This window comes from Bradyrhizobium sp. Y36 (genome assembly GCF_002531575.1).
Taxonomy (GTDB): Bacteria; Pseudomonadota; Alphaproteobacteria; order Rhizobiales; family Xanthobacteraceae; genus Bradyrhizobium.
Genome location: NZ_NWTI01000005.1, coordinates 73852 through 98350, shown reverse-complemented (window position 1 = coordinate 98350; position 24499 = coordinate 73852). Strand labels below are relative to the sequence as shown.

24 protein-coding genes are annotated in these 24499 nt (G+C 64.7%); 16 read left to right on the top strand and 8 right to left on the bottom strand.

All coding sequences use genetic code 11. The features are described 5' to 3' along the window. The first annotated feature begins 21 nt into the window (after positions 1-21). Complete coding sequence (locus CO669_RS11200) at positions 22-684, top strand: TetR/AcrR family transcriptional regulator (RefSeq protein ID WP_097659865.1); 663 nt, start codon at positions 22-24, stop codon at positions 682-684. A 166-nt stretch (positions 685-850) separates the two neighbouring features. Here CO669_RS11200 and CO669_RS11195 read toward each other — a convergent pair whose 3' ends face one another. Together CO669_RS11195 and CO669_RS11190 are read right to left on the bottom strand one after the other, a co-directional pair. Further along, a complete protein-coding gene (locus tag CO669_RS11195) occupies positions 851-2818 on the bottom strand; it encodes a methyl-accepting chemotaxis protein (protein WP_158228760.1) in 1968 nt (655 codons plus the stop codon). 101 nt (positions 2819-2919) lie between these two features. Beyond that, positions 2920-3885 (bottom strand): 2-hydroxyacid dehydrogenase, encoded by a 966-nt coding sequence (locus CO669_RS11190; RefSeq protein ID WP_097659864.1) that lies wholly within the window; start codon positions 3883-3885, stop codon positions 2920-2922. Positions 3886-4028: 143 nt separating this feature from the next. Here CO669_RS11190 and CO669_RS11185 point away from each other — a divergent pair, with 143 nt between their 5' ends. The 4 genes from CO669_RS11185 to CO669_RS11170 all read left to right on the top strand — a co-directional run bounded on the left by CO669_RS11185 (position 4029) and on the right by CO669_RS11170 (position 6849). After that, complete coding sequence (locus CO669_RS11185; RefSeq protein ID WP_097659863.1) at positions 4029-4397, top strand: YciI family protein; 369 nt, start codon at positions 4029-4031, stop codon at positions 4395-4397. Beyond that, positions 4394-5689 (top strand): RNA polymerase sigma factor, encoded by a 1296-nt coding sequence (locus tag CO669_RS11180; protein WP_097659862.1) that lies wholly within the window; start codon positions 4394-4396, stop codon positions 5687-5689. The genes CO669_RS11185 and CO669_RS11180 overlap by 4 nt, the downstream gene beginning before the upstream one ends. A gap of 176 nt (positions 5690-5865) precedes the next feature. Beyond that, the gene (locus tag CO669_RS11175) at positions 5866-6405 is read left to right on the top strand and encodes an SRPBCC family protein (protein WP_097659861.1); all 540 of its coding nucleotides are present in this window, start codon (positions 5866-5868) and stop codon (positions 6403-6405) included. Between the two features lie 30 nt (positions 6406-6435). After that, positions 6436-6849: a VOC family protein gene (locus CO669_RS11170; RefSeq protein WP_097659860.1), complete on the top strand. Its 414-nt coding sequence runs from the start codon at positions 6436-6438 to the stop codon at positions 6847-6849. A gap of 109 nt (positions 6850-6958) precedes the next feature. Here CO669_RS11170 and CO669_RS11165 read toward each other — a convergent pair whose 3' ends face one another. The 4 genes from CO669_RS11165 to CO669_RS11150 all read right to left on the bottom strand — a co-directional run bounded on the left by CO669_RS11165 (position 6959) and on the right by CO669_RS11150 (position 11101). Further along, positions 6959-7318 carry a hypothetical protein gene (locus tag CO669_RS11165; RefSeq protein ID WP_097659859.1) on the bottom strand — a complete coding sequence of 120 codons (360 nt, stop codon included), beginning with the start codon at positions 7316-7318 and terminating at the stop codon, positions 6959-6961. Between the two features lie 546 nt (positions 7319-7864). After that, on the bottom strand, positions 7865-8299 hold the full coding sequence (locus CO669_RS11160) for a hypothetical protein (RefSeq protein ID WP_097659858.1): 435 nt from the start codon (positions 8297-8299) through the stop codon (positions 7865-7867). Between the two features lie 123 nt (positions 8300-8422). After that, positions 8423-9211: an SDR family NAD(P)-dependent oxidoreductase gene (locus CO669_RS11155; RefSeq protein ID WP_097659857.1), complete on the bottom strand. Its 789-nt coding sequence runs from the start codon at positions 9209-9211 to the stop codon at positions 8423-8425. Positions 9212-9436: 225 nt separating this feature from the next. Further along, positions 9437-11101: a methyl-accepting chemotaxis protein gene (locus CO669_RS11150; RefSeq protein ID WP_097659856.1), complete on the bottom strand. Its 1665-nt coding sequence runs from the start codon at positions 11099-11101 to the stop codon at positions 9437-9439. Positions 11102-11549: 448 nt separating this feature from the next. On the opposite strand from CO669_RS11150, the gene CO669_RS11145 reads away from it, so the two are divergent. From CO669_RS11145 to CO669_RS11120, 6 genes are all read left to right on the top strand, one after another. After that, positions 11550-11954, top strand: a complete 405-nt coding sequence (locus tag CO669_RS11145; protein WP_097659855.1) for a YciI family protein — start codon at positions 11550-11552, stop codon at positions 11952-11954. Positions 11955-12014: 60 nt separating this feature from the next. Further along, positions 12015-12380: a YciI family protein gene (locus CO669_RS11140; protein ID WP_097659854.1), complete on the top strand. Its 366-nt coding sequence runs from the start codon at positions 12015-12017 to the stop codon at positions 12378-12380. A 126-nt stretch (positions 12381-12506) separates the two neighbouring features. Then, a complete protein-coding gene (locus tag CO669_RS11135; RefSeq protein WP_097659853.1) occupies positions 12507-13259 on the top strand; it encodes a TetR/AcrR family transcriptional regulator in 753 nt (250 codons plus the stop codon). 121 nt (positions 13260-13380) lie between these two features. Beyond that, positions 13381-13872, top strand: coding sequence for a DUF2852 domain-containing protein (locus CO669_RS11130; RefSeq protein WP_097659852.1), 492 nt, complete (start codon positions 13381-13383; stop codon positions 13870-13872). A gap of 325 nt (positions 13873-14197) precedes the next feature. After that, a complete protein-coding gene (locus CO669_RS11125; protein ID WP_158228759.1) occupies positions 14198-15091 on the top strand; it encodes a peptidoglycan-binding protein in 894 nt (297 codons plus the stop codon). Positions 15092-15218: 127 nt separating this feature from the next. Further along, positions 15219-15920: a peptidoglycan-binding domain-containing protein gene (locus CO669_RS11120; protein ID WP_158228758.1), complete on the top strand. Its 702-nt coding sequence runs from the start codon at positions 15219-15221 to the stop codon at positions 15918-15920. A gap of 190 nt (positions 15921-16110) precedes the next feature. Here the strand turns inward: CO669_RS11120 and CO669_RS11115 are convergent, their stop codons facing one another. Then, complete coding sequence (locus CO669_RS11115) at positions 16111-17274, bottom strand: acyl-CoA desaturase (RefSeq protein WP_097659849.1); 1164 nt, start codon at positions 17272-17274, stop codon at positions 16111-16113. A gap of 311 nt (positions 17275-17585) precedes the next feature. On the opposite strand from CO669_RS11115, the gene CO669_RS11110 reads away from it, so the two are divergent. Then, on the top strand, positions 17586-18356 hold the full coding sequence (locus tag CO669_RS11110) for a serine acetyltransferase domain-containing protein (protein WP_097659848.1): 771 nt from the start codon (positions 17586-17588) through the stop codon (positions 18354-18356). Between the two features lie 54 nt (positions 18357-18410). Here CO669_RS11110 and ggt read toward each other — a convergent pair whose 3' ends face one another. Next, on the bottom strand, positions 18411-20147 hold the full coding sequence (gene ggt, locus CO669_RS11105) for a gamma-glutamyltransferase (protein ID WP_198963954.1): 1737 nt from the start codon (positions 20145-20147) through the stop codon (positions 18411-18413). A gap of 658 nt (positions 20148-20805) precedes the next feature. Between ggt and tolQ the strand changes: the two genes are divergently transcribed. From tolQ to tolB, 4 genes are all read left to right on the top strand, one after another. Beyond that, positions 20806-21522: a protein TolQ gene (gene tolQ, locus CO669_RS11100; protein ID WP_018641591.1), complete on the top strand. Its 717-nt coding sequence runs from the start codon at positions 20806-20808 to the stop codon at positions 21520-21522. A gap of 145 nt (positions 21523-21667) precedes the next feature. Next, positions 21668-22120: a protein TolR gene (gene tolR, locus CO669_RS11095; protein ID WP_097659847.1), complete on the top strand. Its 453-nt coding sequence runs from the start codon at positions 21668-21670 to the stop codon at positions 22118-22120. A gap of 4 nt (positions 22121-22124) precedes the next feature. Further along, on the top strand, positions 22125-23084 hold the full coding sequence (tolA, locus tag CO669_RS11090; protein WP_097659846.1) for a cell envelope integrity protein TolA: 960 nt from the start codon (positions 22125-22127) through the stop codon (positions 23082-23084). Between the two features lie 41 nt (positions 23085-23125). Beyond that, the gene (tolB, locus tag CO669_RS11085; RefSeq protein WP_198963974.1) at positions 23126-24475 is read left to right on the top strand and encodes a Tol-Pal system beta propeller repeat protein TolB; all 1350 of its coding nucleotides are present in this window, start codon (positions 23126-23128) and stop codon (positions 24473-24475) included. Positions 24476-24499 lie beyond the last annotated feature (24 nt).

The window sequence follows — 24499 nt, the reverse complement described above, 5'->3', positions numbered from 1 at the left end:
GGTCAAGGATTAAATTGCGAGATGGTACAAAAATCAAAGCCGCCAATTGCTGCCAGTGAGCCCGAGCGCCGCGGCGAACCGAAGCGTCGCGGCCGCCCCCGCGCCTACGAGCCGGAGGTCGCGCTCGGCAAGGCGCTCGACCTGTTCCGCAAGCAGGGCTTTGCCGCGACATCGCTCGATGATTTGAGCGAAGCGACCGGCATGAACCGCCCGAGCCTCTATGGCGCCTTCGGTGACAAGCGCGAGCTCTACATCAAGAGCTATCAGCGCTACCGCGAGGAGGCGCGGGCCTCGATGGCGGCGATCTTCCGCGAGGAGATGCCGGTGCGCGAGCGGCTGGAGCGCATCTTCGCCTCCGCGCTGAACATCTATCTGTCGGGTGAGACCGGTCCGCGCGGCTGTTTCACGGTGGTGACCGCGGCGTCGGAAGCCGTTGGCGATCCCGATATTCGCGCCATGGTGCTCGACGGTCTCACCGAGCTCGACAAGGCCTTTGCGAGTTGCTTCCGCCGCGCCAGGGAGAAGGGCGAGTTGCCGGAGAGCACTGATCCGGTCGTGCTGGCCCAGCTCGCCTCAGCCACCGTGCACAGCATCGCCATCCGCTCCCGCGCGCGCGTGTCGCGCAAGGAGCTGGAGGCGATCGTCAAGGGCGCGATCGATGTGATGGTCGGGGCCAAAGCGTAAGCTGTCGTCCCGGGGCGCGCGCAGCGCGAGCCCGGGACCCATAGCCACAGGGAGTGATTTGGCGAAGACTCGGAATTGCCAGTCTCGCGCCGCAACTTCTCCCTGTGGTGATGGGTCCCCGCCTTCGCGGGGACGACACCGAATTTGCCGTGCTGGTTGCGTCCCGCTACGCCGCGCGGATCTGCGCGAGGAAGCGATCCACCTCGTCCCGCAGCCGCTGCGACTGTTTCGACAGCTCGACCGCCGAACCCAGCACTTCCTCTGCCGCCGTGCCCGTCGCGGCGATGCCGGCCGTGACACCCGAGATATTTTGCGAGACCTCGCCGGTGCGGGCGGCGGCCTGCTGGACGTTCTTCGCGATCTCCTGCGTCGCAGTGCCCTGCTGGCCGACGGCGGCGGCAATCGCGGCGGAGATCTCGTCGACCTGCTGGATCGTCGCGCAGATCGACTGGATGCCGTCCACCGCGCCTGATGTCTCGCCCTGCACCGCCGTGACCTGCGCGCCGATCTCCTCGGTCGCCTTCGCGGTCTGGGTCGCGAGTGCCTTGACCTCGGAAGCGACCACGGCAAAGCCGCGGCCGGCTTCGCCCGCGCGCGCCGCTTCGATGGTCGCGTTCAGCGCGAGCAGATTGGTCTGGCCGGCGATGCCGTTGATGAAGGAGACGACGTCGCCGATCTTCTGTGCGGCCTCCGCCAGGCTCTGCACGCGCGCATTCGACTGCCGACCGTCGCTGGCGGCCTGGCCGACCACCTCGGTCGCGTGCGCCAGGCGCCGGCTGATCTCGGTCATCGAGGAGGACAGCTGCTCCGCCGCTGCCGCGACGGTCTGCACGTTCTCCGAGGCCAGCGTCGAGGCCGAGGACACCGCGCGCGTTTGCTGTCGGGACTGCTCGACGATGGCCGACATCGACCGCGCGGTATGCTCCATCTCGACCGCGGCCGATGATACCGTGGTGACGACGTCGCGGATGCTGGCCTCGAAATTGTCGGCAAGTGCGGCGAAGGCGCGGCGCTTCTCCGCTTCCGACTGCGCCTTGGCCTCCAGCTGCTCGGTCTGGAGCGCGTTGAATCGCACGGCATTGTCGCGGAACACCGTGACCGCCTTCACCATCGCGCCGACCTCGTCATTCGCCTTGCTGGCGGGAACGGCGACATCGATGCGCCCGTCGGCGAGCTCGCGCATGACGGACGTGATGGAGATGATCGGACGCGAGATGCTGCGGGCAATGAGATAACCGACGATCGCGGCCAGGACGAGGCCGAGCGCCGCGATGCCGATGGCCAGCAGCCAGGCGCGGTCCGCCGAGGCTTCGTAATCGGCATTGTCCATCACCAATTCGACGGCGCCGAGCGGCTTTCCGGAGAAGTCCTTGATCGGTCCGAGCAGCGATGCGACCGGCGTATTGTCGAGCTTGGCCTGCTTCACGGCGAAGTGGCCCGCGCTGGCGCGGCCATAATCGGCCGCGTCGAAGAAGCTCTTGCCCTTCAGCGTGCCGCCGAACAGCTTGAAACCCGAGCCGTCGGCGAGATGGAAGGCGATGTCGACGTGGCGGTTGGTCTTGAAATCGTCGAGGAAGGACTGGCCGAAGGTCAGGCCGAATTCGACCGTGCCGAGTTGCTTGCCCCCTTGCGCGACGGGCACCACGCCACGGATCCCGAGCCCGGCCACGCCGCCTTCGAGCCCGACCACGATCTTGTGCTCCTGATTGGCGACCAGCACCGTCTTTCGGAAGCCGGAGAGATCATCGCCGAATTTCGCGGGCTGATGCACGCGCAGGAACGAGGTCGCCGGCGCCACATGGAACTGGAACTGCTCGACCCCGTATTCCGATTTGGTGGCGGCAAACACCGGCCCGAACAGGGCCATCAGCGCGTTGCGGTCCTGCCTGGCCATCGCATCCTGCGTCGCGGGCATTGCGGCCACCACCGTGCTCATGGCGGCGGCGCGGTGCGACTCCTCCGCAATCCGCGACAGCAGGGCATCGTAATGGCTGCGCAGCTCGCGTTGATCGGCGCGGTCGATGATGCCGGCGATGATCCACATCGCCCCGAGCACGGCAAACAAGGCGGTCGCCGCCGCCGTCACCGCGAGGGCAACCGTGATCCGCATCCTGAGGCCGAGGCTCGTGCGCATTTCCGACTCGTTGTTTGACCGTTGGTTAAGAACGCTTATCAAGTTCTCGCTAAGAGAGCGTGAACGGGATACCGTCGGAGCGCGGTGGTTGTGGGAGCGGCCTAATACCCCCTTGCCCGGTCCACCACGTTCTCCAGCGCACCGCCCGCCTCGAACCGCGTGATCTGCTCGGCGACATAGATCGAGATCGCGTCCGCGTCGGTGTCGGCGGCGTTGTGCGGCGTCAGCACCACCTTGGGGTGGGTCCAGAACCGGCTGTCCGCTGCGAGCGGCTCCTGCACGAAGACGTCGAGGGAGGCGGCGCCCAGCGTGCCGTCGTCGAGGCAGGCGAGGATGTCGGCTTCGTTCTGCAAGCCGCCGCGGCCGGCATTGATCAGCACCGGCGCGCCGAGCGGGCTGTTGCGGTTGAGTCTTGCGAAGACGTCGCGGTTGAGGATGCCGTGCGTGTCCGGCGTCAGCGGCAGCAGGCAAACCAGGATGTCGGTCCTGCGCAGGAAGGCATCGATCTGGTCGGCGCCATGGAAGCATTCGATGCCCGCGATGGTGCGGGGGCTGCGGCTCCAGCCGGCGACCCGGAAGCCGAGCCGCCGCAGCACGTCGGCGGCGTCCGCGCCGAGCGTGCCCAATCCCATGACGCCGACCGTCACCGCGCTGGCCGGCCATTGATATTTCGGCTCCCAGCGCTTCTCGCGCTGCGAGTCCCGCAGATAGAGCTCCTGGCGGTGGTGCATCAGCACGTGCAGCACCACATATTCGGTCATGCGATTGGTGAGATCGGGCACGGCGACGCGGACCAGCGGCACATCGGGCAGGCTCTTGTCCGCCATCAGCGCATCGACGCCGGCGCCGAGATTGAAGATCGCCCGCAGATTGGGGAAGGCGGCGAGGTCGCCCGGCACCGGCTTCCACACCGTGGCATAGTGCACCTCGGCCGGATCGAGCGCGGCATCGGGCAGCAGCACCACGCGGCGGCCGCCGCACACCGCGTCGAACCGGGCCTTCCAGCGCTCCGGCAGCCAGTTCTGCTGCGTGCTGTTGATCAGGACGGCCAGTGTGCCCATGCTCATTCGAATTGCCTCGTCGGGTTCCGCTTGCAAAGGCCCTCCTTGGCACGACCTGCCCGATATTTCCTGCTATTTTTTTCCGCAGCCCTGTCGGACCCGGGCATAGTGGACCGTCTTCAGAACAAGCCCCGAGGAAAATGTCGCCCATGCTCTATGCAATCCTTTGCTACCACGATGAGGACTTCGTCGGCTCCTGGAGCAAGGAGCAGGACGAGGCCGTGATGAAGAAGCTTGCCGTGGTGCAGGAGAGGCTCACCAAGGAGGGCCGGCTCGGGCCGGTCGCGCGGCTGCTGCCGACCACGGCGGCGGCCACCTTGCGCAAGGAAGATCCGCCGCTGGTGCTTGACGGCCCCTATGCCGAGACCAAGGAGCAACTGCTCGGCTTCTACATCGTCGACTGCAAGAATCTCGACGACGCGCTCGACGTCGCCCGCGATCTCGGTGCGGCCAATCCCGGCGGCGCCTATGAGGTGCGTCCCGTCGGCGTGTTTCGGCCCGGAGGGATCCTGACGTGAGCGAAGCCGACACCGGCTGGATCGAGACCGCGCTGACCTCGGCGCGCCCCCAGGCGGTCGGTGCGCTGCTGCGTTATTTCCGCGATCTCGACACGGCCGAGGAGGCATTCCAGAACGCCTCCTTGCGCGCGCTCAAGAGCTGGCCGCAGAACGGGCCGCCGCGCGATCCCGCGGCCTGGCTGATCATGGTCGGCCGCAATGCCGCCATCGACGAGGTGCGACGCACCCGCAGGCAGCAGCCGCTGCCGGAGGACGACCAGGCGATCTCCGATCTCGATGACGCCGAAGGCGCGCTGGCCGAGCGGCTCGACGGCTCGCACTACCGCGACGACATCCTGCGGCTGATGTTCATCTGCTGCCACCCGCAATTGCCGGCGACGCAGCAGATCGCGCTGGCGCTGCGCATCGTCTCGGGTCTCACCGTGAAGCAGATCGCGCGCGCCTTCCTGGTCTCGGACGCGGCGATGGAGCAGCGGATCACCCGCGCCAAGGCGAAGGTTGCGGAAGCCGGGACGCCGTTCGAGGCGCCCGGCGCGGTCGAGCGCTCCGAGCGGCTCGCCGGTGTCGCGGCGATGATCTATCTGATCTTCAACGAGGGCTATTCGGCCAGCGGCGACACCGCCGAGATCCGCAAGCCGCTCTGCGAGGAGGCGATCCGGCTTGCCCGGCTGCTGCTGCGGCTGTTCCAGAGCGAGCCCGAGATCATGGGGCTGACGGCGCTCATCCTGCTGCAGCATGCGCGCAGCGCGGCGCGCTTTGCGGCTGACGGCTCGCTGATCCTGTTGGACGATCAGGACCGCGCGCTGTGGAACGGCACCATGATCGCCGAAGGGCTGGCGCTGATCGACAAGGCGATGCGCCACCGCCGCAGCGGCCCCTACCAGATCCAGGCCGCGATCGCCGCGCTGCATGCCCGCGCGGCGACGCCGGAGCAGACCGACTGGGCGCAGATCGACCTGCTCTACGGCGCGCTCGAGGTCGTGCAGCCGTCTCCCGTGGTGACGCTCAACCGCGCGGTCGCGGTCGCCAAGGTCCGCGGGCCGCAAGCCGCCCTCGATCTGATCGAGCCGCTCGCGCCGAAGCTTGCCAACTACTTCCATTTCTACGGCGTGCGCGGCGCCTTCCTGATGCAGCTCGGCCGCAACGACGAAGCGCGCGTCGCCTTCGACCGTGCCATCGCACTCGCAAACACGTCGGCGGAAGCCGCCCACATCCGCATGCATCTCGATCGCCTGATACGGGATAGCCAGCCGAAGGAGGGCGTCGCCCGGCAGAGTGCGAAGGCGACGTGACGCGCGAGACCCCCTCCGCCGTCATGCCCGGGCTTGATCCGGGCATCCACGTCTTGCCGCCGGCGTTCAAGAACGTGGATGGCCGGGACAAGCCCGGCCATGACGAAAAGATTCGTCCGCCCTTGTCGGCCCCGGTGATCTCCGTTCGTCCTTAGCCCGTATCCACGGAGCCATCCATGCTGAAAGCCATTGCCATCATCGCCATCGTGCTCGCCGTCGGCGTAGCCGGGGTTCTCGTCTTCGCCTTGACGAAACCCGACACATTCCGCGTCGAACGCTCGCTCGCCGTGAAGGCGCCGGCCGACGCGATCTATCCGCAGGTGGCCGATTTCCACCGCTGGACCGGCTGGTCGCCCTATGAAGCCCGTGATCCCGCCATGAAGCGGACCTTCGGCGGAATCCCTGAAGGAAAAGGCGCGACCTATGCCTGGGACGGCAACAACAATGTCGGCGCCGGCCACATGGAGATCCTCGAGGCGAGCGGGCCGTCAAGACTTCGCATCAAGCTCGATTTCGAGCGGCCGTTCGAAGGCCACAACACCGCCGAGTTCACCTTTGTGCCGCAAGGCGATGCCACTCTGGTCACATGGGCGATGTACGGTCCGGCTCCGTTCATGTCCAAGGTCATGCAGGTGTTCATCAACATGGACAGCATGATCGGCAAGGATTTCGAGGCCGGCCTCGGCAGCCTGAAGAAGCTGACCGAGAAGCAATAAGCCTCGCTGCAAGCGAAGAGGAGAGAAACGATGCTCAATGCCTATCTGTTCTATCAGGACACTTGCGAAGCTGCGTTCAACTTCTACGCCAAGATTTTGGGCGGCAAGATCGACGCGATGATGCGCTCATCGGATGCGCCGCCGGACATGCCTGCCGCACCCGGCCGGGAGAAGATGATCATGCATGCGCGGATGTCGCTGCCCGACGGCAGCGTGCTGATGGCGTCCGACGTGCCGCCCGAGCACTTCAACAAGCCGCAGGGCTTTTCGATCTCGTTCACGGTCAAGGACCCCGCGGACGGCGAGCGCAAGTTCAACGCGCTTGCCGACGGTGGCACCGTCACCATGCCCTTCAGCAAGACGTTCTGGGCCAAGGGATTTGGCATGTGCGTCGACAAGTTCGGCATTCCCTGGATGGTGAACTGCCCGGCGGAAGGAATGTGACGCGTAAACTGCGCGCATGATTGATTGAGCAACGGTCCCCTCTCTCCATCGTTGCGGGAGAGGGGATGAATGGATTTGTCGCGTCGCGCCCGGAACGGCCGCGAGCCGCTCAGCGGATCGATCCGGTCACGTCTTCGTCCTGTCGCGGCTGAACGCAGCGCGGGCAGATCACGAGCTTGGTGCCGAGCTGCTTGTCGCGCTCCGCTTCGATCTCGTCATACACCGCCCACCACGCTTCCGAGTATGGCCGCAAGGTGCCGAGCACTCTTTCCCGCTCCTGATTGGGATCGGTTGCGGCGGGCGCAGGGGGCGTTGCGCGCCGCTTGCCGACATGGGGACGATTCAAGCTCTTGTTGGGGTCCTGGCCGAGGCCGTCCCAAGCGATCGGACGACGCTCCTGCGCCGGCGCGACTGCACATCCAAGCAGCGCTGTGCAGAAAGTGAGCAAGACAATGCCATGTCGCATCATGCCGGATCCAGACTTCGGTGCGTGACGTGCAAGCGCCGTCTAGGAAGCTCACATCGCGTCGGTCAAATGGAACTTAACCCAAATCGGTTGGCCGGCATGGTCGAGGAATGAACGAACGGTTCACATGACATTGCGCGAGCAGTGAGGCCGCTTCGTGAAACAATGCGGTTCGCATTGCACAACAATTGGCGCAATATTGGGCTGTGATCTGCACGTTAGAATCGCTATTGGTGATTCATAAAATCTACAAACTGGGGTGGACGTCACTTGGAAGGGGAGCGACCGATGGCGGCGGCGCTGCAGATCAATTTTGCCCTATGGGGAATGCTTATCTGCGCCAGCATGAAGCTGGTGCCGGTGATTCAGACTCTCTATTGAAGGCAGCCACAGCGTGATGGCGTAGAGCCCCGGTGCGAATATATCGCTGGCGCCAGGGAACCTGCCTTACGGCCTCGAGCCAGCCAAGTGCCTTCAAGTCAAGCGTGTTTCATGTGACGCGGTATACAGGACGCATCGACGTCACATTCGTGGCAGCTGTCGGACGCTTCAGCGGCAGCGCGGATAGATCGCGGCGAGATCGCGCCCTTTCAGCAAGAGCAAACGCGAGGTGAGGCCGCCGCGGCGACTGATCCAGTCGCGCACCGGGCCGGGATAGGCCGCAAGCACCGCGACCGATGCTTCCGGCTCGGCATAGAAGCGACCGCGCCGGTCCACCGAACGTGCCGCATGGAAGCCGAGCACGGCGCGCTTAGTGACGCAGATGCGCTCGTCCGGCACGATGCTCAGCACCAGTGTGCAGGCGGACAGGCATGGACCGTCGATCACCACGCGCTCGCCGCTCTCGCGCACCTTCTCGAACAGATCGAGGAACGGTCCGACCTGTCCACCCGGAGATTGGATGATGCGGATTTCGGCGACGGCGGGTGTGACGGCGAGCAGTGCCGATGCGAGCATCAGGGCTTTGACGAAAGCACGTCGCATGGAGCACTCCACAAGCTCGGTTCCGTAGGGGGCAAAGCGTAGCGTGCCCACCATTGTCGCATCATGTCGGAAGAGTGGCGGGCAGGAGGCTTTGCGCCTTTGCCCACCCTACAATTTCCGTGCCTACCCGTTCCGCCGTTGCCCGCGCAGCGTCGGCAGGCCGATACCCGCCGCATCGAAGCCGCCATCAACGGCCAAAATTTGTCCGGTGATGTAGCTCGCCTGGCCCGAGCACAGGAAGTAGATCGCGTCCGCAAGCTCTTCCTCGAGGCCGTAGCGGTTGAGCGGAATGGCATCGTGATAGTCGGCGCGGATCTCCTTGCTGTGCACCTGCTTCGCCATCGCCGTGTCGACCGGGCCCGGCGCGACCGCGTTGACGCGGATGTTGAGCGAGGCGAGCTCGACCGCGAGCTGCTTGGTCAGGTGCGCCAGCCCGGCCTTGCTGGTGCCGTAGGCCGAGCGCAGCGTCGAGGCGCGCACCGCCGAAATCGAGGTGATGTTGACGATGGCGCCGCCATGGCCCTCGCGCATCAGGGGCACCGCCGCCTTGGTGCAAAGAAAGGGACCGGTGAGATTGACTTCGAGCACGCGGCGCCAGTCGATCTCGGATGTCTCCATCAGCGGCGCGAACACCGCGATGCCGGCATTGTTGACGAGCGCATCCAGGCGGCCGAACCGGCCCTCGACCGCCTCCATTGCATCGCTCACTGCGGCTGCGTCCGAGACGTCGCAGGTCAGTGCCAGCGTCGCTTCGTCCTGGCCAATGTCGGCGACCGCCCGGTTGAGCAGCTCGCCCTCGATGTCGAGCAGCGCGACGCGCCAGCCCTCGGCCAGGAACTTCTTCGCGGTCGCAAGTCCGATGCCGCGCGCGGCTCCGGTGACGAGGGCGACTTTGTGCGGGGCTTGCGGCATGGGCTGGTCTGTCCTGGCTCGAAAAAGGGAATGCGTGAGGGCGTTCCTTTTACTGCGGATCGATGCTGGTGAGGAAGAGCTATGCTGACCCTTGCTCCGTCATTGCGGGCGCAGCGACGCAATCCAGAATCCCCCGGTGGAGAGACACTGGATTGTGTCGCTGCGCTCGCCATGACGCCGCAGAGACGGCGAGCGCCGGGACGACGGGGACAGCGGAGCGAGCCCTTACGACAGTTCCGCCGAGGCGCGCTGCATATTGGCCGACATGTCGGCCGTGACGATGCTCTGCTCCTCGACCGCGGCGGCGGTGGAGGCAATGAACTCGCTGACGCCGGCGATCGCGACCTTGATCGCGGTCAGGGAGCTGGCGACGTCGACCGAGATGGTGTTCAATGCGTCGATCTCGGACGTGATGGTGTCGGTCGCCTGCTTGGCCTGGTTCGCGAGGCTCTTCACCTCCGACGCCACCACCGCAAAGCCGCGGCCGGCCTCGCCCGCGCGGGCGGATTCGATCGTGGCGTTGAGCGCAAGCAGGTTAATCTGGCTGGTGATGCCGGAGATCATCTCGACGATGCCGCTCATGGCCTGCGCAGCCGCGGTCAGCTTCTGGGCCTGGCCGTCGGCGGATTCGACCCGGTTGGTCGCGACTTTGGAATTCTCGCGCGACTTCGCCATGGTCTCCGAGATTTCGCGGATCGAGGCGCTCATCTGCTCGCTGCCGGCTGCGACCGCCTCGATCAGCCCGCGCGCGTTGTCGGCCTTCTTGCGGCCGATCGCCTGCGCGGTGATGTCGGTGGCGTATTTCACCACCTTGTAGGGCTTGCCGTTGAGATCGAAGATCGGGTTGTAGGACGCCTGGATCCAGATCTCGCGGCCGCCCTTGGCGATGCGCCTGTATTCGGCGGCCTGGTATTCGCCGCGGTTGAGGGTCTCCCAGAACTGGCGATAGGCCGGCGAGTTCTTCTCGCTCGGCTCGACGAACATGGAATGGTGCTGGCCCTTGATCTCCGCCAGCGAATAGCCCATCGCCTTCAAGAAATTCTCGTTGGCGGTTCGGATCGTGCCGTCCATGTTGAACTCGATCACCGCCTGCGATTTCTGGATCGCGGCGAGCTGGCCGTCATTGTCGGCCGCCTTCATCTTCTGCGCGGTGACGTCGGTCGCGAACTTCACCACCTTGAACGGCTTGCCGTTTTCGTCGAGGATCGGATTATAGGTCGCAAGGATCCAGATTTCCTTCGCCCCCTTGCCGAGCCGCTTGTATTCGGCGGCCTCGAACTCGCCGCGGTTCAGCTTGGCCCAGAACGCGGCATAGGCCGCACTCGCGCGGTCCTCGGGCGTCACGAACATGCTGTGATGCTTGCCCTTGATCTCGTCGAGCGAGTAGCCCATCGCATTCAGGAAGTTCTCGTTGGCGCTGATGATGGTGCCGTCCATCTCGAACTCGATCACGGCCTGCGCGCGGTTCACCGCGGCGATCTTGCCGGCATCCTCCATGGTCTTGATCTTGTACGCCGTGATGTCGGTGGCGAACTTGATGAAGCTGACCACCCTGCCGTTCTCGTCGCGCAGCGGCGCGTAGGACGCGTGGATCCAGAGTTCCTTGCCGCCCTTGCCGAAACGCTTGTATTGCGTGGTCTGGAATTCCCCGCGGTTCAGGCTGGCCCAGAAGTCGCGATAGCGGGCGCTCTCTCGCTCGGCCGGGCTGACGAAGATGCTGTGGTGCTTGCCCTTGATCTCGGCCAGCGTGTAGCCGCTCATCTTGAGCAGGTTCTCATTGGCATCGAGGATGGTGCCGTCGAGACCGAATTCGATCACGGCCTGCGACCGATCGAGCGCCTCGACCTCCGCGATCGCGTGCCTGACCTTCTTGCTCTGGAAATTGAACACGTGAACCCCGCAAATCCCCGGGAGCGGATCGGCAGGCTCGCCGTACCGTTTCCCCTGCGCCGATAAGTTGCATGCTCTCGTTGAACGTCTGTAAACCCAGACAAGGGCTGCGGCCGGTTCCGCAATTTCACGTGCGTCAGCCATCTATTTCAACCGCCGAGCGTTCTGGCTCTATATGCACGGCGGAATTCATATGGCGGGTTCGTATTTGTACGGACGACGGCGAATTATTTTTCGCGGCGAGCTGACGAAGTTCCGCAAGCGGAGCGGGCGGGCCTCGCCGCCGACGTTCCCGCAGCTCCCCTCATCTGGAATGCCCCCGAGATAATTTTCACGCCCTTGTCGGTCGTGTCGAGCCGCGTTCGTCTTACAGGGGCACCGTCGTCGTCCGAGGGGACGGGGCGCGATTTCGGCTCTCCGGAGTGACGAAGAGTAACGAGGACACCTCATGCGATTCATGATGCTGATGATTCCGCTCGGCTACGAGGCCGCGCCGCCGGACGTGCAGCTCGATCCCGAGCGCGTCGCCGCGATGATGCGCTACAACGAGGCGCTGAAGGATGCCGGCGTCCTCATCACGCTGGAAGGCCTGCATCCGCCGTCGATGGGCGCGCGGGTCTCGTTTGCGACCGGCGCACCCGTCGTGACGGACGGTCCCTTCGCCGAGTCCAAGGAAGTCTTGGGCGGCTACTGGATGATCGAGGTCGCCTCGCGAGCCGAGGCGATTGCCTGGGCAAAACAGTGCCCGGCCTCGCCGAATGAAATCATCGAAATCCGGCAGGTGCAGGAGATCAGCGATCTCCCGCCTGACGTGCAAGCGGCCGCCGCCGGTTTTGACGGCCTGAAGACGTAGCCACAGTGGTCGCGACGGAAATCGCGGCTGTCATCAAGCTTCAACAAGGGGAGAGAACCGATGAGCACCGAGCACAAATTCCTCGCCGTCTATCTCGGCAGCGCGAGCGGCGAAAAGATGAAGGCCTGGCAGGCGATGCCGGAGGCCGAGCGGAAGGCAAGGGAGCGGGAGGGCATGGCCGCCTGGCACGGCTGGGTCGAGAAGCACCGGGATGTCATTGTCGAGCTGGGCGGCCCGCTCGGCAAGACCCGCAGGATCGACGGAAGCGGCATCACCGAGATCAGCAATGCCCTGACCGGCTTCACGGTGGTGCGGGCCGTTTCGCAGGAGGCGGCGGCAAAACTGTTCGAGAACCATCCGCATTTTGCGATCTTCCCGGGCGAAGCGATCGAGGTCATGCCGGTGCTGCCGATTCCACAGATGTAAGTCACCGTGATCGTCATTCCGGGCTCGAAGCCCTCGCATCGTCCCGGAATGACGGCGAAAATACGGGTTAACCAATCCGCCTCGCGCTAGTGACCTTCTCATCCGGCTCATGTAAAAGCCGTTCACATGAGCTGGCGCAAGGAGCAGCGCCGCGCCGAGCGCGGCTATCACCACGGCAATCTGAAGGAAGCCTTGTTGCAGGCCGCTCTCGGGCTGATCGCCGAGAAGGGCGCGGCCGGCTTCACCTTTGCCGATGCCGCACGCATGGCCGGCGTCAGCGCGGCGGCGCCCTACCGGCATTTTCGCGACCGCGACGAGCTGCTGTCCTCGATCGCCCAGCGCGGCTTCGAGCAGTTCGAGGCCCGTCTGACCGCGGCCTGGGACGACGGGCGGCCCGACACGGTCACTGCGTTCGAGCGCGTCGGCAGGGCCTATCTCGCTTTCGCCCGCGAAGAGCCCGCCTTTTATAACGCGATGTTTGAATCCGGCTTGCCCGTGGACGCCAATCCGGCGCTGCAGGCCGCCAGCGAGCGCGCTTTCAACATCATTCGCGCCGCGGCCGAGCGGCTCGCGGCGCTGGCGCCGCCCGGCATGCCGCGCCCGCCGGCCATGATGATGGCGCTGCACATCTGGTCGATGGCGCACGGCGTGGCCTCGCTGTTCTCGCGCGGCGATGCCGCGCGGCGAAAGCTGCCGATGTCGCCCGATGAGCTGCTCGAGGCGGAGGTGCTGATCTATCTGCGCGGGCTCGGTTTCCCGACGGATCGCCGTCCGCCGGCGAAAGGCGCCGAGCCGCCGCCGGTGCCACCGGAGGCCTCCTCCGGTTCGAGCGTGCCCCCGGGCGGCGCTCCAGCCGGTCCCTGGGGCAAGCCGAAATAAGATTGCGCAAATAATCACGCGGGCGTGTCTGGCGGCCAGCTTGACAAAATCGCGGGATCGTCTAGCTATGTAAATGTTATTTACATTCACAACGGCGCTGGTGCCGTGATGGAGATGGGAAATGGCCTACACCGCTGACGTCAATCGCTGGCGCGGCCCTTCGGACCAATACCAGCAGTACGAGCGTCCCCGCATGCTCGATACGCCCTGGCATCCCGGCTGGATCGCCGTGACCATTCTCGGCTTCATCATCTGGTGGCCGATCGGACTTGCCCTTCTCTTTTTCACACTCGGGAGCAGAAGAATGTCGTGCTGGAGCCACCAGGATCGCTGGCAGAACAAGATGGAGCGGATGCAGTACAAGATGGACCGCATGCGCGGTCGCATGGAGCGCCACGGCTTCGGCTTTGGCTTCGGCCCGCCGTCCTCCGGCAACCGTGCCTTCGACGAGTACCGTTCTGAGACGCTGCGCCGGCTCGAGGAAGAGCAGGTCGAGTTCAGGAACTTCCTCGACCGTCTGCGCCACGCCAAGGACAAGGAAGAGTTCGACCAGTTCATGGCGCAGCACAAGACGCGTCCGACCCCGCCGCCGACCGACCAGCAGCAGGGCTGACCTTCGAGCCTGACCTTCGAGGCTGCACCTCGCAAAGCCTTCAGGCGCATGCCCCCAAAGTCCTGATGGCCCCGAGCCGCCCGTCTGCGCAACCCGCAGGCGGGCGGTTCGGTTTTTGGGAACCGCTTCGAGCGTCCGCGCGCGGACGTGCAATTGATCGCGTCTGCAACGCTCGCCGATGGCCGGACGTCGCCTCGGATGCCGCCGACGTGCGGCGATGCGACCCGCTCCGAAATCCAATCTCCCCTTGCAACCACAGGGTGCCATGCGTACTCTCGGGCCGTTTCATGCGATGATATTTGACTGAATGGTCGGGAGTATTTTCGTGCGAATCGTATCGATCGTTCGGAAAGTGGCCCCTCGCTGCTATCCCAATTATCTCAAGGCCTTTGAAGACGGCGACGAGATCTTCGACCGCTTCAAGATCAACACTCCCCTGCGCATCGCGCACTTCCTCGCCCAAGCCCTGTACGAGACGGGTCGCGGTACGGTCCTGTTCGAGAGTCTCAAATACAAGACCGCGGCGCGCCTTCTCGAGATCTTCGGCGTCGGCAATCACAGCGCGGCCATTCGCCGCGATGAGGTCGATCAATATCTCAACAATGATCGCGCATTGGCCGAGCGTGTCTACGGACTGGGTAATCCGAAGAAGGCGAAGGACCTCGGCAACACCAAGCCCGGAGACGGATACAAATATCGTGGCGGCGGCCTGTTGCAGACGACGGGCGGCGCCAATTACACCTGCATGGGCAAGCTTGCGGGAGTGGACTTCTACAACAACCCCGATCTGATTGTTGCGCCCGAAGCGGCTCTCCTTCCCGCCCTCAACGAATGGAATGAGGGCGGGCTGAACGCTCATGCGGATCAGAACGACATCCGTACGATCACGCGGATCATCAACGGCGGCTACAACGGCCTGAGCGGCCGCACGGAGCTGTTCGAGACCGTGTGGAGCGCGATCGGCAAGAACGGCGCGAGCCAGGTGGCCTGGAAAACCGCGACCGCTTCGGACGAAACGCGCGAGCTTCAGGAGGCCCTGAACGATCTCGGGGCCGAGCCTGCGCTTGTGGTGGACGGACGATATGGTCCCGCCACCTCGCAGGCGGTCGAGTGGTTTCAACGCCAAGCCAACATACCGGTCGATGGAAATGCCGGCCTGGTCACGCTGGCGGCGTTGAAGCTCCGCCTGAACGCAAGGACCGCTTCAGAGCGCTCCTGATGCGCTTGTCGCAATTGACGCGCGAGCTCCGTCGGAGCTTCGCAGATGAATGTCTCGAGATCGAGGGCCGAATTTTAGCGAGTCTCATCACGCAAAGGACGAGTTTCATCACGCAAAGGAAATGAGCATGACCGACGGCGAAAAGATGCTGAAGCTGGCCGAGACCCGTATTGGCGAGAAATACGTCAACGTCTGCGTTCCCAAGAACAACAAGAACTGGCACGGTCCATGGGACTGTGCGGAGTTCATGTCCTGGCTGGTGTATCAGGTCGGCGGATTCCTGTACGGCTGCGTCGACGACAAAGGCAATCCCGCGACGGTCGAGGCCTATACGGGCGCCTGGAAAACCGATTCACAGAAGCTTGGAAAACGCGTTCCGTGGCAGCAGGCAGCCGCAACGGTGGGAGGCATTCTGCTTCGCTATCCGCCGGGCCCCGGCATGATGGGGCACATCGTCGTGTGCGACGGCAAGGGCGGCACCGTGGAGGCGATGGGCACGGCCTATGGCGTTCGTCGCGGCAAGGTATCGGGCCGGAACTGGAATACGGGCGTCTTCCTGCCGAAATTCACGTACGGGAACGCGGGCGAAGACCTCGACCTGGCGGGGCCGAGCCAGCTCTATGCGCTCGGGCAGCCGGGCATGAAGGCGTCCGTCGTTCGAGATATTCAGCGCGCCTTGAAGGAGCTGGGGTTCAATCCGGGGCCGATCGACGGTGAATACAACGACCTGACGGTGGCGGCGGTCGCGGCTTTTCAGGCGACCAAAGGACTCATCGTCGATGGCCAGGTCGGGCCTCAAACGGCAAAGCGGTTGAAGATCGAACTCTGACGCATGATCCGGAAAAGTGCGACGCGGTTTTCCGGAAAGGTCATGCGCAAGCAACAACCGAAAGCGCGGTGATGATTCATCCAGATCTCATCGCGCTTCGGGATCGGCGCGGTCCTGATCCGCCGCCAGCGCCTGCGACGCACGCGCCCAGCAGCATGACCGGCACCGATCCGCTTCGACGAGAAACGGTTCAGCGCACCGTCACGAGCTGCGCGCGAACCGAAGCCAGGAAGTGGTCGTAGGCGTGGTCCACGATCTCGTTGAGGGATCGCGTTCGCGCGAAGATCGCCTTGGCCTCGGCGAGAAACTCGTCGCGGGTTGGTATCTTCGGCAGATGCAGATGGGTCAGTGCGTCGACGCCCTCATGCGCGCGATTGAGAATGTCGTGCAGCGTCGGCAGCTGCAACTGGGCCGGATCGGCCCGGTGCAGCGCCGACGAGATGGCGTGCGCCAGGGCGTGTGCATCGAACCGCCCGGCAAGCTCGCGGGCGGCGCGGTTGATGACGCGGGCGCCGAGCGGCTGTTCGTTGCGCAGGACCTGTTCGGGCGGCGCCTTCATGTTCCAGACGATTCCGAACCAGGACAGCACTTTGAGGACGTAATAGGTGACGTCGATCTCCCACCAGTAGAAGCCCTGCCGCACGCTGCTCTGATAGGCGTGGTGATTGTTGTGCCAGCCTTCGCCCATGGTGAGCAGCGCCAGCAGCCAATTGTTGCGGGAATCGTCGCCCGTCACGTAGCGCTTGCGGCCGCGTACATGGGCCAGCGAATTGATGCAGAAGGTCGCGTGATAGACCAGCACCGTGCTCCACAGGAAGCCGACGATCAGGCCCGACCATCCCGCCACCAGGAAGCAGAGCCCTGCAAGCACGAAGGCCGGCAGCAGCTCCAGCCGATGCAGCCACATCAGCTCGGGATAGACCGTGAGATCGCCGACCTTCACGAGGTCGGTCGCGTCGTGCTCGCGGTAGAAGATCCAGCCGAGATGGCTGTACAGGAAGCCGCGCTGGCGCGGCGAATGCACGTCGTGCTCGGTGTCGGAATGCAGATGATGGTGGCGATGCTTGGCCGCCCACCACAGCACGCTTTTCTGCGCCGTGCTTTGCGCAAGGCAGGCGAGGGCGAACTGGAACACCCGGCCGGTGGCAAACGCCTTGTGCGAGAAATAGCGGTGGTAGCCTGCCGTGACCCCGAACATTCGCATGACATACAGCGACCCGCAGAGCGCCAGGGCCTGCCACGTGACGCCCGACCAGATCGCCGCGAAGCAGCCGAGATGAACCAGCACGAACGGAATGGCGGAGGGGTACATGACGTCGTCGTGGTGGTCGTCGGCGGGCGCGTTGGGCGACATGTGTTGGTGTGACCTCGAGTGACGGAAATCCGGGATGTCGTGGCGGCAGCATTGGAGGCGGCCGGGTACGAAAAACCCGCGGCTGGCGGACCACCGCGGGGGCTTGAACGAGCTGCTTTGCATGGACATCCCGGCCCAAGCAGCGTCGGCCGAAAATCCCACGGACTATATGGTTGCCGCTGCCCGGCACGCAAGCTCGTAGCCTCACGGGGGGCTGCGGCATGGTGCTCGGGAGGGCGCATTCGCCTGGGGCGTGGCGGGCCGGTTGCCGACGATCTATATGAGGAAGTCTCTGGATACCGGAGGTGGCGATGACGGCAGCTGCAAAGGCGACGACGGACAATGGTCTCTGGCAGGCAATCCGCGACGAGGCGCAGCGTGCGGTTGCATCCGATCCCGTCTTCGGCACGTCGCTGACGGAGGCCGTCCTCGCCCATGACGATCTCGCGGCCGCCATCGCCGGCCTGATCGGGCGCAGGCTGGGCGGCAACGCCGCGGAGCAGTCGCGTTTCACCGCCTTTTCCCACGGCGCCTTTCGCGGCTCGCCGGAATTGATTGAAGCGGCTGGCCGCGACTTGCAGGCCATCGTGCGCAGCGATCCCGCCATCGCCAGCCTGTTGGCGCCGTTGCTGCACTTCAAGGGCTACGTCGCGCTGCAGGCCTGGCGCGTCTCGAACTGGCTGTGGCGTCACGACCAGCGCGACGCCGCGCTCTTGTTTCAGAACGAGGCCTCGAACGTCTTGCAGGTCAGCATTCATCCGGCGGCCAGCATCGGCTCGTCAGTCTATCTCGACCACGCCACGGGCATCGTGATCGGCGCCCATGTCGTGATCGGCGACGAGGTCACCATCCTCCAGAATGTCAGCATCGGCCGCGGCAACGAGCTGCCGACGCGCTCACCGCGGATCGGACGCGGCGTCTATATCGGCGCCGGCGCGAGCATCCTCGGCGACGTCGGCATCGGCGATCTCGCCAAGATCGGCGCCGGCACGGTCGTGACCTCGGACATCCCCGCCGGCTGCACCGCCGTTGGCAATCCCGCGCGGCTGACCAATTGCCCCACGCCTGCATCCGCAGCCTGACGCGCGCCTCGCTTCATCCGCGCTGTGCACTGCGGACTGGCGTCGCCGGCGTGATCAATAGCCGGCCGCCAGCCCACTGTTCCGGCGCGGGTCGTTGGCGCCGTAATAGCGGTTGTTGCCGACTGGCTTGCCGTTCAGCGCCGGCGCGCCGACGATGATGACGGCCAGGTGGTTGGCCGGTTGTGGCGGGCCGAATTTGTGGCCCATTCCCTCCAGAATCTTCTGCGTGTCCGGCGACAGCGCATAGCTCTCGACATTGGTGATGTCAGGCAGCCATTGCTGGTGGATCCGCGGCATGTCGACGGCCTCCTGCGCGTTCATGCCATAGTCGATCGCGTTGATCATGGTCTGCAGCACGGCCGTGATGATGCGGCTGCCGCCCGGCGTGCCCACCACCATCACCGGCTTGCCGTCCTTGCTGACGATGGTCGGGCTCATCGACGACAGCGGCCGCTTGCCGGGCGCGATGGCGTTGGCCTCGCCCTGCACCAGGCCGTACAGGTTCGGCACGCCGACCTTGGCGGTGAAGTCGTCCATTTCGTCGTTCAGCAGCACGCCGGTCTTTGCCGCCGTCACCTTGGCGCCGAACCAGTCGTTCAGCGTGTAGGTGACGGACACGGCGTTGCCGTCCTTGTCCGCGATCGAATAGTGCGTGGTGTTGCTGCCCTCGTGCGGCGGAACGCCCGGCTTGATGTCCTTGGACACGCCCGCCTTGTTCGGATCGATCACGGCGCGGATCCTGGCGGCGTAAGCCTTGTCGAGCAGGCGATCGAGCGGATTTTTCACGAAGTCGGGATCGCCGAGGTAGCTGTTGCGGTCGACGTAGGCGTGGCGCATGGCTTCGATCTGCACATGCGTGGCCGCTGCGGAGTGATAGCCCAGCTCCTTCAGCGGATAGCCTTCGAGGATATTCAGGATCTCGCAGATGACGACGCCGCCCGAGCTCGGCGGCGGCGCGGACACCACGTGATAGCCGCGGTAGTCGCACTCGACCGGGGCGAGCTCGCGCGTCTTGTAGCCGTCGAGATCGTCTTGCGTCAGCAGACCTTTGCCGGCCTGGCTCGAGGCCACGATGGCGCTGCCGACCCAGCCCTTGTAGAAGCCGTCCGTGCCCTTGCCGCTGATCTCGCGCAGGGTTTTCGCCAGCTCGGATTGCACCAGCTTTTCGCCGACGTTGAACGGCTGGCCGTTGTTGAGGAAGATGGCGCTCGAGGCGGGGTCCTCCTTGAAATCATTGGTTGCCGTGCGCAGCAGGTCGATGTCACCCTGGTCGAGCACAAAGCCCTGCTCGGCGAGCTGGATCGCGGGTGCGAGCAGATCGGCGCGCTTCATGGTGCCGTATTTCTCGCGCGCATATTCCATGCCCGAGACGGATCCCGGCACGCCGACGGCCAGATGTCCCTTGGTCGAGATGCCCTTGATGACGTTGCCGTCCGTGTCGAGGTACATGTTGGCGGTCGCCGCCTTGGGGGCGGTCTCGCGGAAATCGAGGAAGGTCTTGCGTCCGTCGGCGAGCTGGATCGTCATGAAGCCGCCGCCGCCGAGATTGCCGGCTGCCGGATAGACCACCGCGAGGGCATAGCCGACGGCTACCGCAGCATCGACGGCGTTGCCCCCGCGCTTGAGGACTTCGACGCCGACCTGGGTTGCCAGATGCTGCGCGGAAACCACCATGCCGTTTTCCGCAGCGACCGGCGCGACCGATGCGGCGCGCAAAGGGCCGAACGTGACGAGGCTGACCGATACGATGGCGGCGACGATCCACCGCACATTGATCTGTGGTTTCGGCATGGGGCGTTCCTCAGGCTGGGCCGGTGATGCCGGCACGTTGTTGTCCGCGGATAGAGCTTATCAGCTCGTGCGTGCCGAGGGAGTGTGGCGAGCGGGATGCCAGCCAAAGCGCAAACTGCGCTCCCTCCCCCCTGTGGGGAGGGCGGGGGAGAGGGGTAGCCAAGGAAAAGGTGCTCGTTGTGTGCGCCAATTCTTCGCTTCAGAGAGAATCCCCGTGAGAACCCCTCTCCCTAGCCCTCCCCCACAAGGGGGGAGGGAACCGACCTCCGTCGGAGCCACAAGATCGCTACCCCGGCAACGCCACCTGACATCGTGCCTCGCAGCCCGCGGCCTCCCATCTATCTGCACGGCCTGCCTTTCCCGCAGCCAAAATCGCCTGTGGTAACCCGGCATTAACCAACGCCGGGCTCTGGTAAGGGCGGACAATCGCGCCCAAAGCCCGAAGCCGAGCCCGTCAAGGCCCGGGGCCAAAGGCCCATAGTTTTGACATCTTGGCAGGGAATGCAGACGGCCGGCTTTGGACGAGCCCCTGCACCCCGAAAGACAAGGTTTTGAGCGGGCTTGCCGGCCGCGCCGGTGCTAGCGCGGCCATTGGGGAACCGGCAGCCATTTGCTGGCCGGCACATCGGATAACGATCGCCTTGAGAGGATACTGCTTATGAATCCGGCCGACGTGGCTCAGTCAGCCCTTCCGGTTGCCGCTTCCGCGGACGTGTCGCTGATCGCGCTGTTCTGGCAGGCTCACTGGATCGTGAAAGCGGTGATGCTGGGACTTCTGTCCTGCTCGGTCTGGGTCTGGGCGATCGCGATCGACAAGATCTTCCTGTTTGCCCGCACCCGCCGCTCGATGGACCGTTTCGAGCAGGCCTTCTGGTCCGGCGAATCGATCGAGGAGCTCTATCGCACGCTCTCGGCCAAGCCGACGCATTCGATGGCGGCCTGTTTCGTGGCGGCGATGCGCGAGTGGAAGCGGTCGTTCGAGAGCCACGCCCGCTCGGTCGCGGGCCTGCAGATGCGCATCGACAAGGTCATGAACGTCTCGATCGCACGCGAGGTCGAGCGGCTGGAGCGCCGCCTGCTGGTGCTCGCGACCGTCGGCTCCGCCGGCCCCTTCGTCGGCCTGTTCGGCACGGTCTGGGGCATCATGTCGAGCTTCCAGTCGATCGCGGCGTCGAAAAATACCTCTCTGGCAGTGGTCGCGCCGGGCATCGCGGAGGCGCTGTTTGCGACCGCGGTCGGCCTTATCGCCGCCATTCCTGCCACTATCTTCTACAATAAGTTCACGTCCGAGGTGAACCGGCAGGCCCAGCGGCTGGAAGGCTTCGCTGATGAATTTTCCGCCATTCTGTCGCGTCAGATCGACGAGCGGGGCTGATGGACGGCATGTATCGAGCGTTTTCAAGCGAAGTGGATACCGGTTCGCGTGAAGAAAACGCGTCAAGACAGGAATCCAGAGCCCCGTTCCGATTTCATCGGAACGGAATTGGCTCTACTGTGAAGGACAATTTGGGCACGCGATCATGGCCATGAACGTTGCGAGTTCGTCCGGAGGCGGCGGGCGCCGCGGCCGGCGCAAGCCCGTCGTGGCCGAGATCAACGTCACGCCGATGGTCGACGTGATGCTGGTGCTGCTCATCATCTTCATGGTGTCGGCGCCGATGCTGACGGTCGGCGTGCCGCTCGACCTGCCGCAGACCAACGCCAAGAGCCTCGAGAACAACGACCAGAAGCCGATCCAGATGTCGGTCGACATCAAGGGCAAGGTGTTCATCAACGACACCGAGATTGCGATCAACGAGCTGATCCCGAAGCTGAAGGCGATCACCGATGCGCGCGGCGGGCTCGAGGAGCGCATCTATCTGCGCGCCGACAAGAAGGCGGATTACGGCACGGTGGCCAAGGTGATGGGCCAGTTGTCCGGCGCCGGATTCAAGAAGCTCGCCCTCGTCACGGAAGCGGATCAGGGGTCTTAAGGCAGTGAAGGTGAACGTCGACAAGACACTCGTTGCGTCGATTGCCCTCCACGTCCTCGTGCTGGGATGGGGGCTCGTCACCTTCAGCAGCAAGGCCTACATCGCGCCGGAAGAGTCGCTTCCGATCGACATCATCTCCACCGATCAGCTCGCCAAGATGATGGCGGGGCAGAAGACCGGCAAGAAGGAAGAGCCGAAGCCCAAGGTCGAGAAGATCGCGGAAGCCAAGCCCGAGGAAGACGCCGTCGGCAAGGTCACCGAGAAGAAAGAGCTGATCAAGACCAATTCGCAGCCGGAGCCGCCGCCGAAGCCGGTCGAGAAGCCGGTGGAGAAGAAGCCCGAGCCGCCGAAGCCCGTGGCCGAGGCGAAGCCGAAGGAAGAACCGAAGCCGCCGGAAAAGAAGCCTGATCCGGCCAAGGAAGATCCGCTCGCCGAGCTCATGAAGAAACAGGAGACCAAGAAGCCGCCGCCTAAGCCGGTCGAGCAGAAGGTCGCCGCGGTGCAGCCGCAGCAGCAGCCCAAGCCGAAGGAGCGCAGCTTCGACCCCGCGCAGATCCAGCGCGACCTCGACAAGCGCGCCGCGACCCGGCACGAGCAGACCGGCTCGGCGCTGAATGCGTCGGCATCGCTGGGAGCGGCGACCGGGACCGCTGCGAACAACGTCGCGACCTGGCGCGGTGCGTTCCAGGGCGCGGTCAAGCGCTGCTTCACGCCGACCTATAACGGGCAGGACGCCGACCAATACGAAGCCGATATCGACATCCCCATGAAGATCGATGGATCGCTCGCATCCGAACCCATCGTCGTCGCGGTGAGGGGACCGTCGCGGTCGATTGCCCAGGCGGTGGCGGAGAGCGCCAAGCGCGCCATCGTGCAGTGTCAGGTCTACTCGTTCATGCCGAAGCAGCAGTACGAGAGCTGGAAGCTCATTCCCATGACTTTCGGCCTGAAAGATATGTTGTGACATCCGAACAAAAGAACTTTGCAATGAATGACGTCCGATCGATGAACCGCCGCCGCTTCATGACCCTGACCGGATCGACGCTCGCCATGCTCGGGAGCGGCCGTGCCTTCGCTCAAGGGCAGGACGGCCGCATCCGCATCGATCCCACGGCATTCCAGCCGATCCCGATCGCGATCACCAACTTCCTGCCGGGCTCGCCGTCCGACGGCGACGTCGGCAACGGCGTCACGCAGGTCATCACCAACAATCTCAAGCGCTCGGGCCTGTTCGCGCCGATCGACCAGGCCGCCTTCATCGAGCGCATCAACAACATGGATGTCGCGCCGCAATTCCAGAACTGGAAGACGCTCAACGCGCAGGCCCTGGTCACCGGCCGCATGACGCGTCAGCCCGACGGCCGGCTCAAGGCCGAATTCCGCCTGTGGGACGTGGTTTCCGGCCAGCAGCTCGCGGGACAGCAATATTTCACCTCGCCGGAATATTGGCGCCGCATCGCCCACATCATCTCGGACCAGATCTACGAGCGCATGACCGGCGAGAAGGGCTATTTCGACAGCCGCGTGGTGTTCGTGGACGAAAGCGGTCCGAAGGAGCGCCGCGTCAAGCGGCTCGCGATGATGGACCAGGACGGCGCCAATGTGCGTTATCTGACTCGCGGCTCCGACCTCGTGCTGACGCCGCGCTTCTCGCCGAACTCGCAAGAGATCACCTACATGGAGTTCGGCCAGGGCGATCCGAAGGTCTATCTCTTCAACATCGAGACCGGCCAGCGCGAGATCGTCGGCAACTTCCCCGGCATGACCTTTGCCCCAAGGTTCTCGCCGGACGGCCAGCGCGTCATCATGAGCCTGCAGCAGGGCGGCAACTCCAACCTGTTCGTGATGGATCTGCGCTCGCGCTCGACCACGCGCCTCACCGACACGCCGGCGATCGATACCTCGCCGTCCTATTCGCCCGACGGCACCCGCATCTGCTTCGAGTCCGATCGCGGCGGCCGGTCGCAGATCTACGTGATGGCGGCGGGCGGCGGACAGGCGCAGCGCATCTCGTTCTCCAAGGACGACACCAACGCCAGCTATTCGACGCCGGTGTGGTCACCCAAGGGGGATTACATCGCCTTCACGAGGCAGGGCGGCGGGCAGTTCTCGATCGGCGTCATGAAGCCGGACGGCTCCGGCGAGCGGCTGCTCACTTCCGGCTTCCACAACGAAGGCCCGACCTTCTCGCCGAACGGCCGCGTGCTGATGTTCTTCCGCGATCCCGGCGGCAATGGCGGACCGTCGCTCTACAGCGTCGACATCTCCGGTCGCAACGAGCTCAAGGTGCCGACGCCGGGCTTCGCCTCCGACCCGGCATGGTCGCCGCTGTTGTCCTCGACCGCGGGTCAATAGACCCGCGCGTTCGCAACGTGCGAT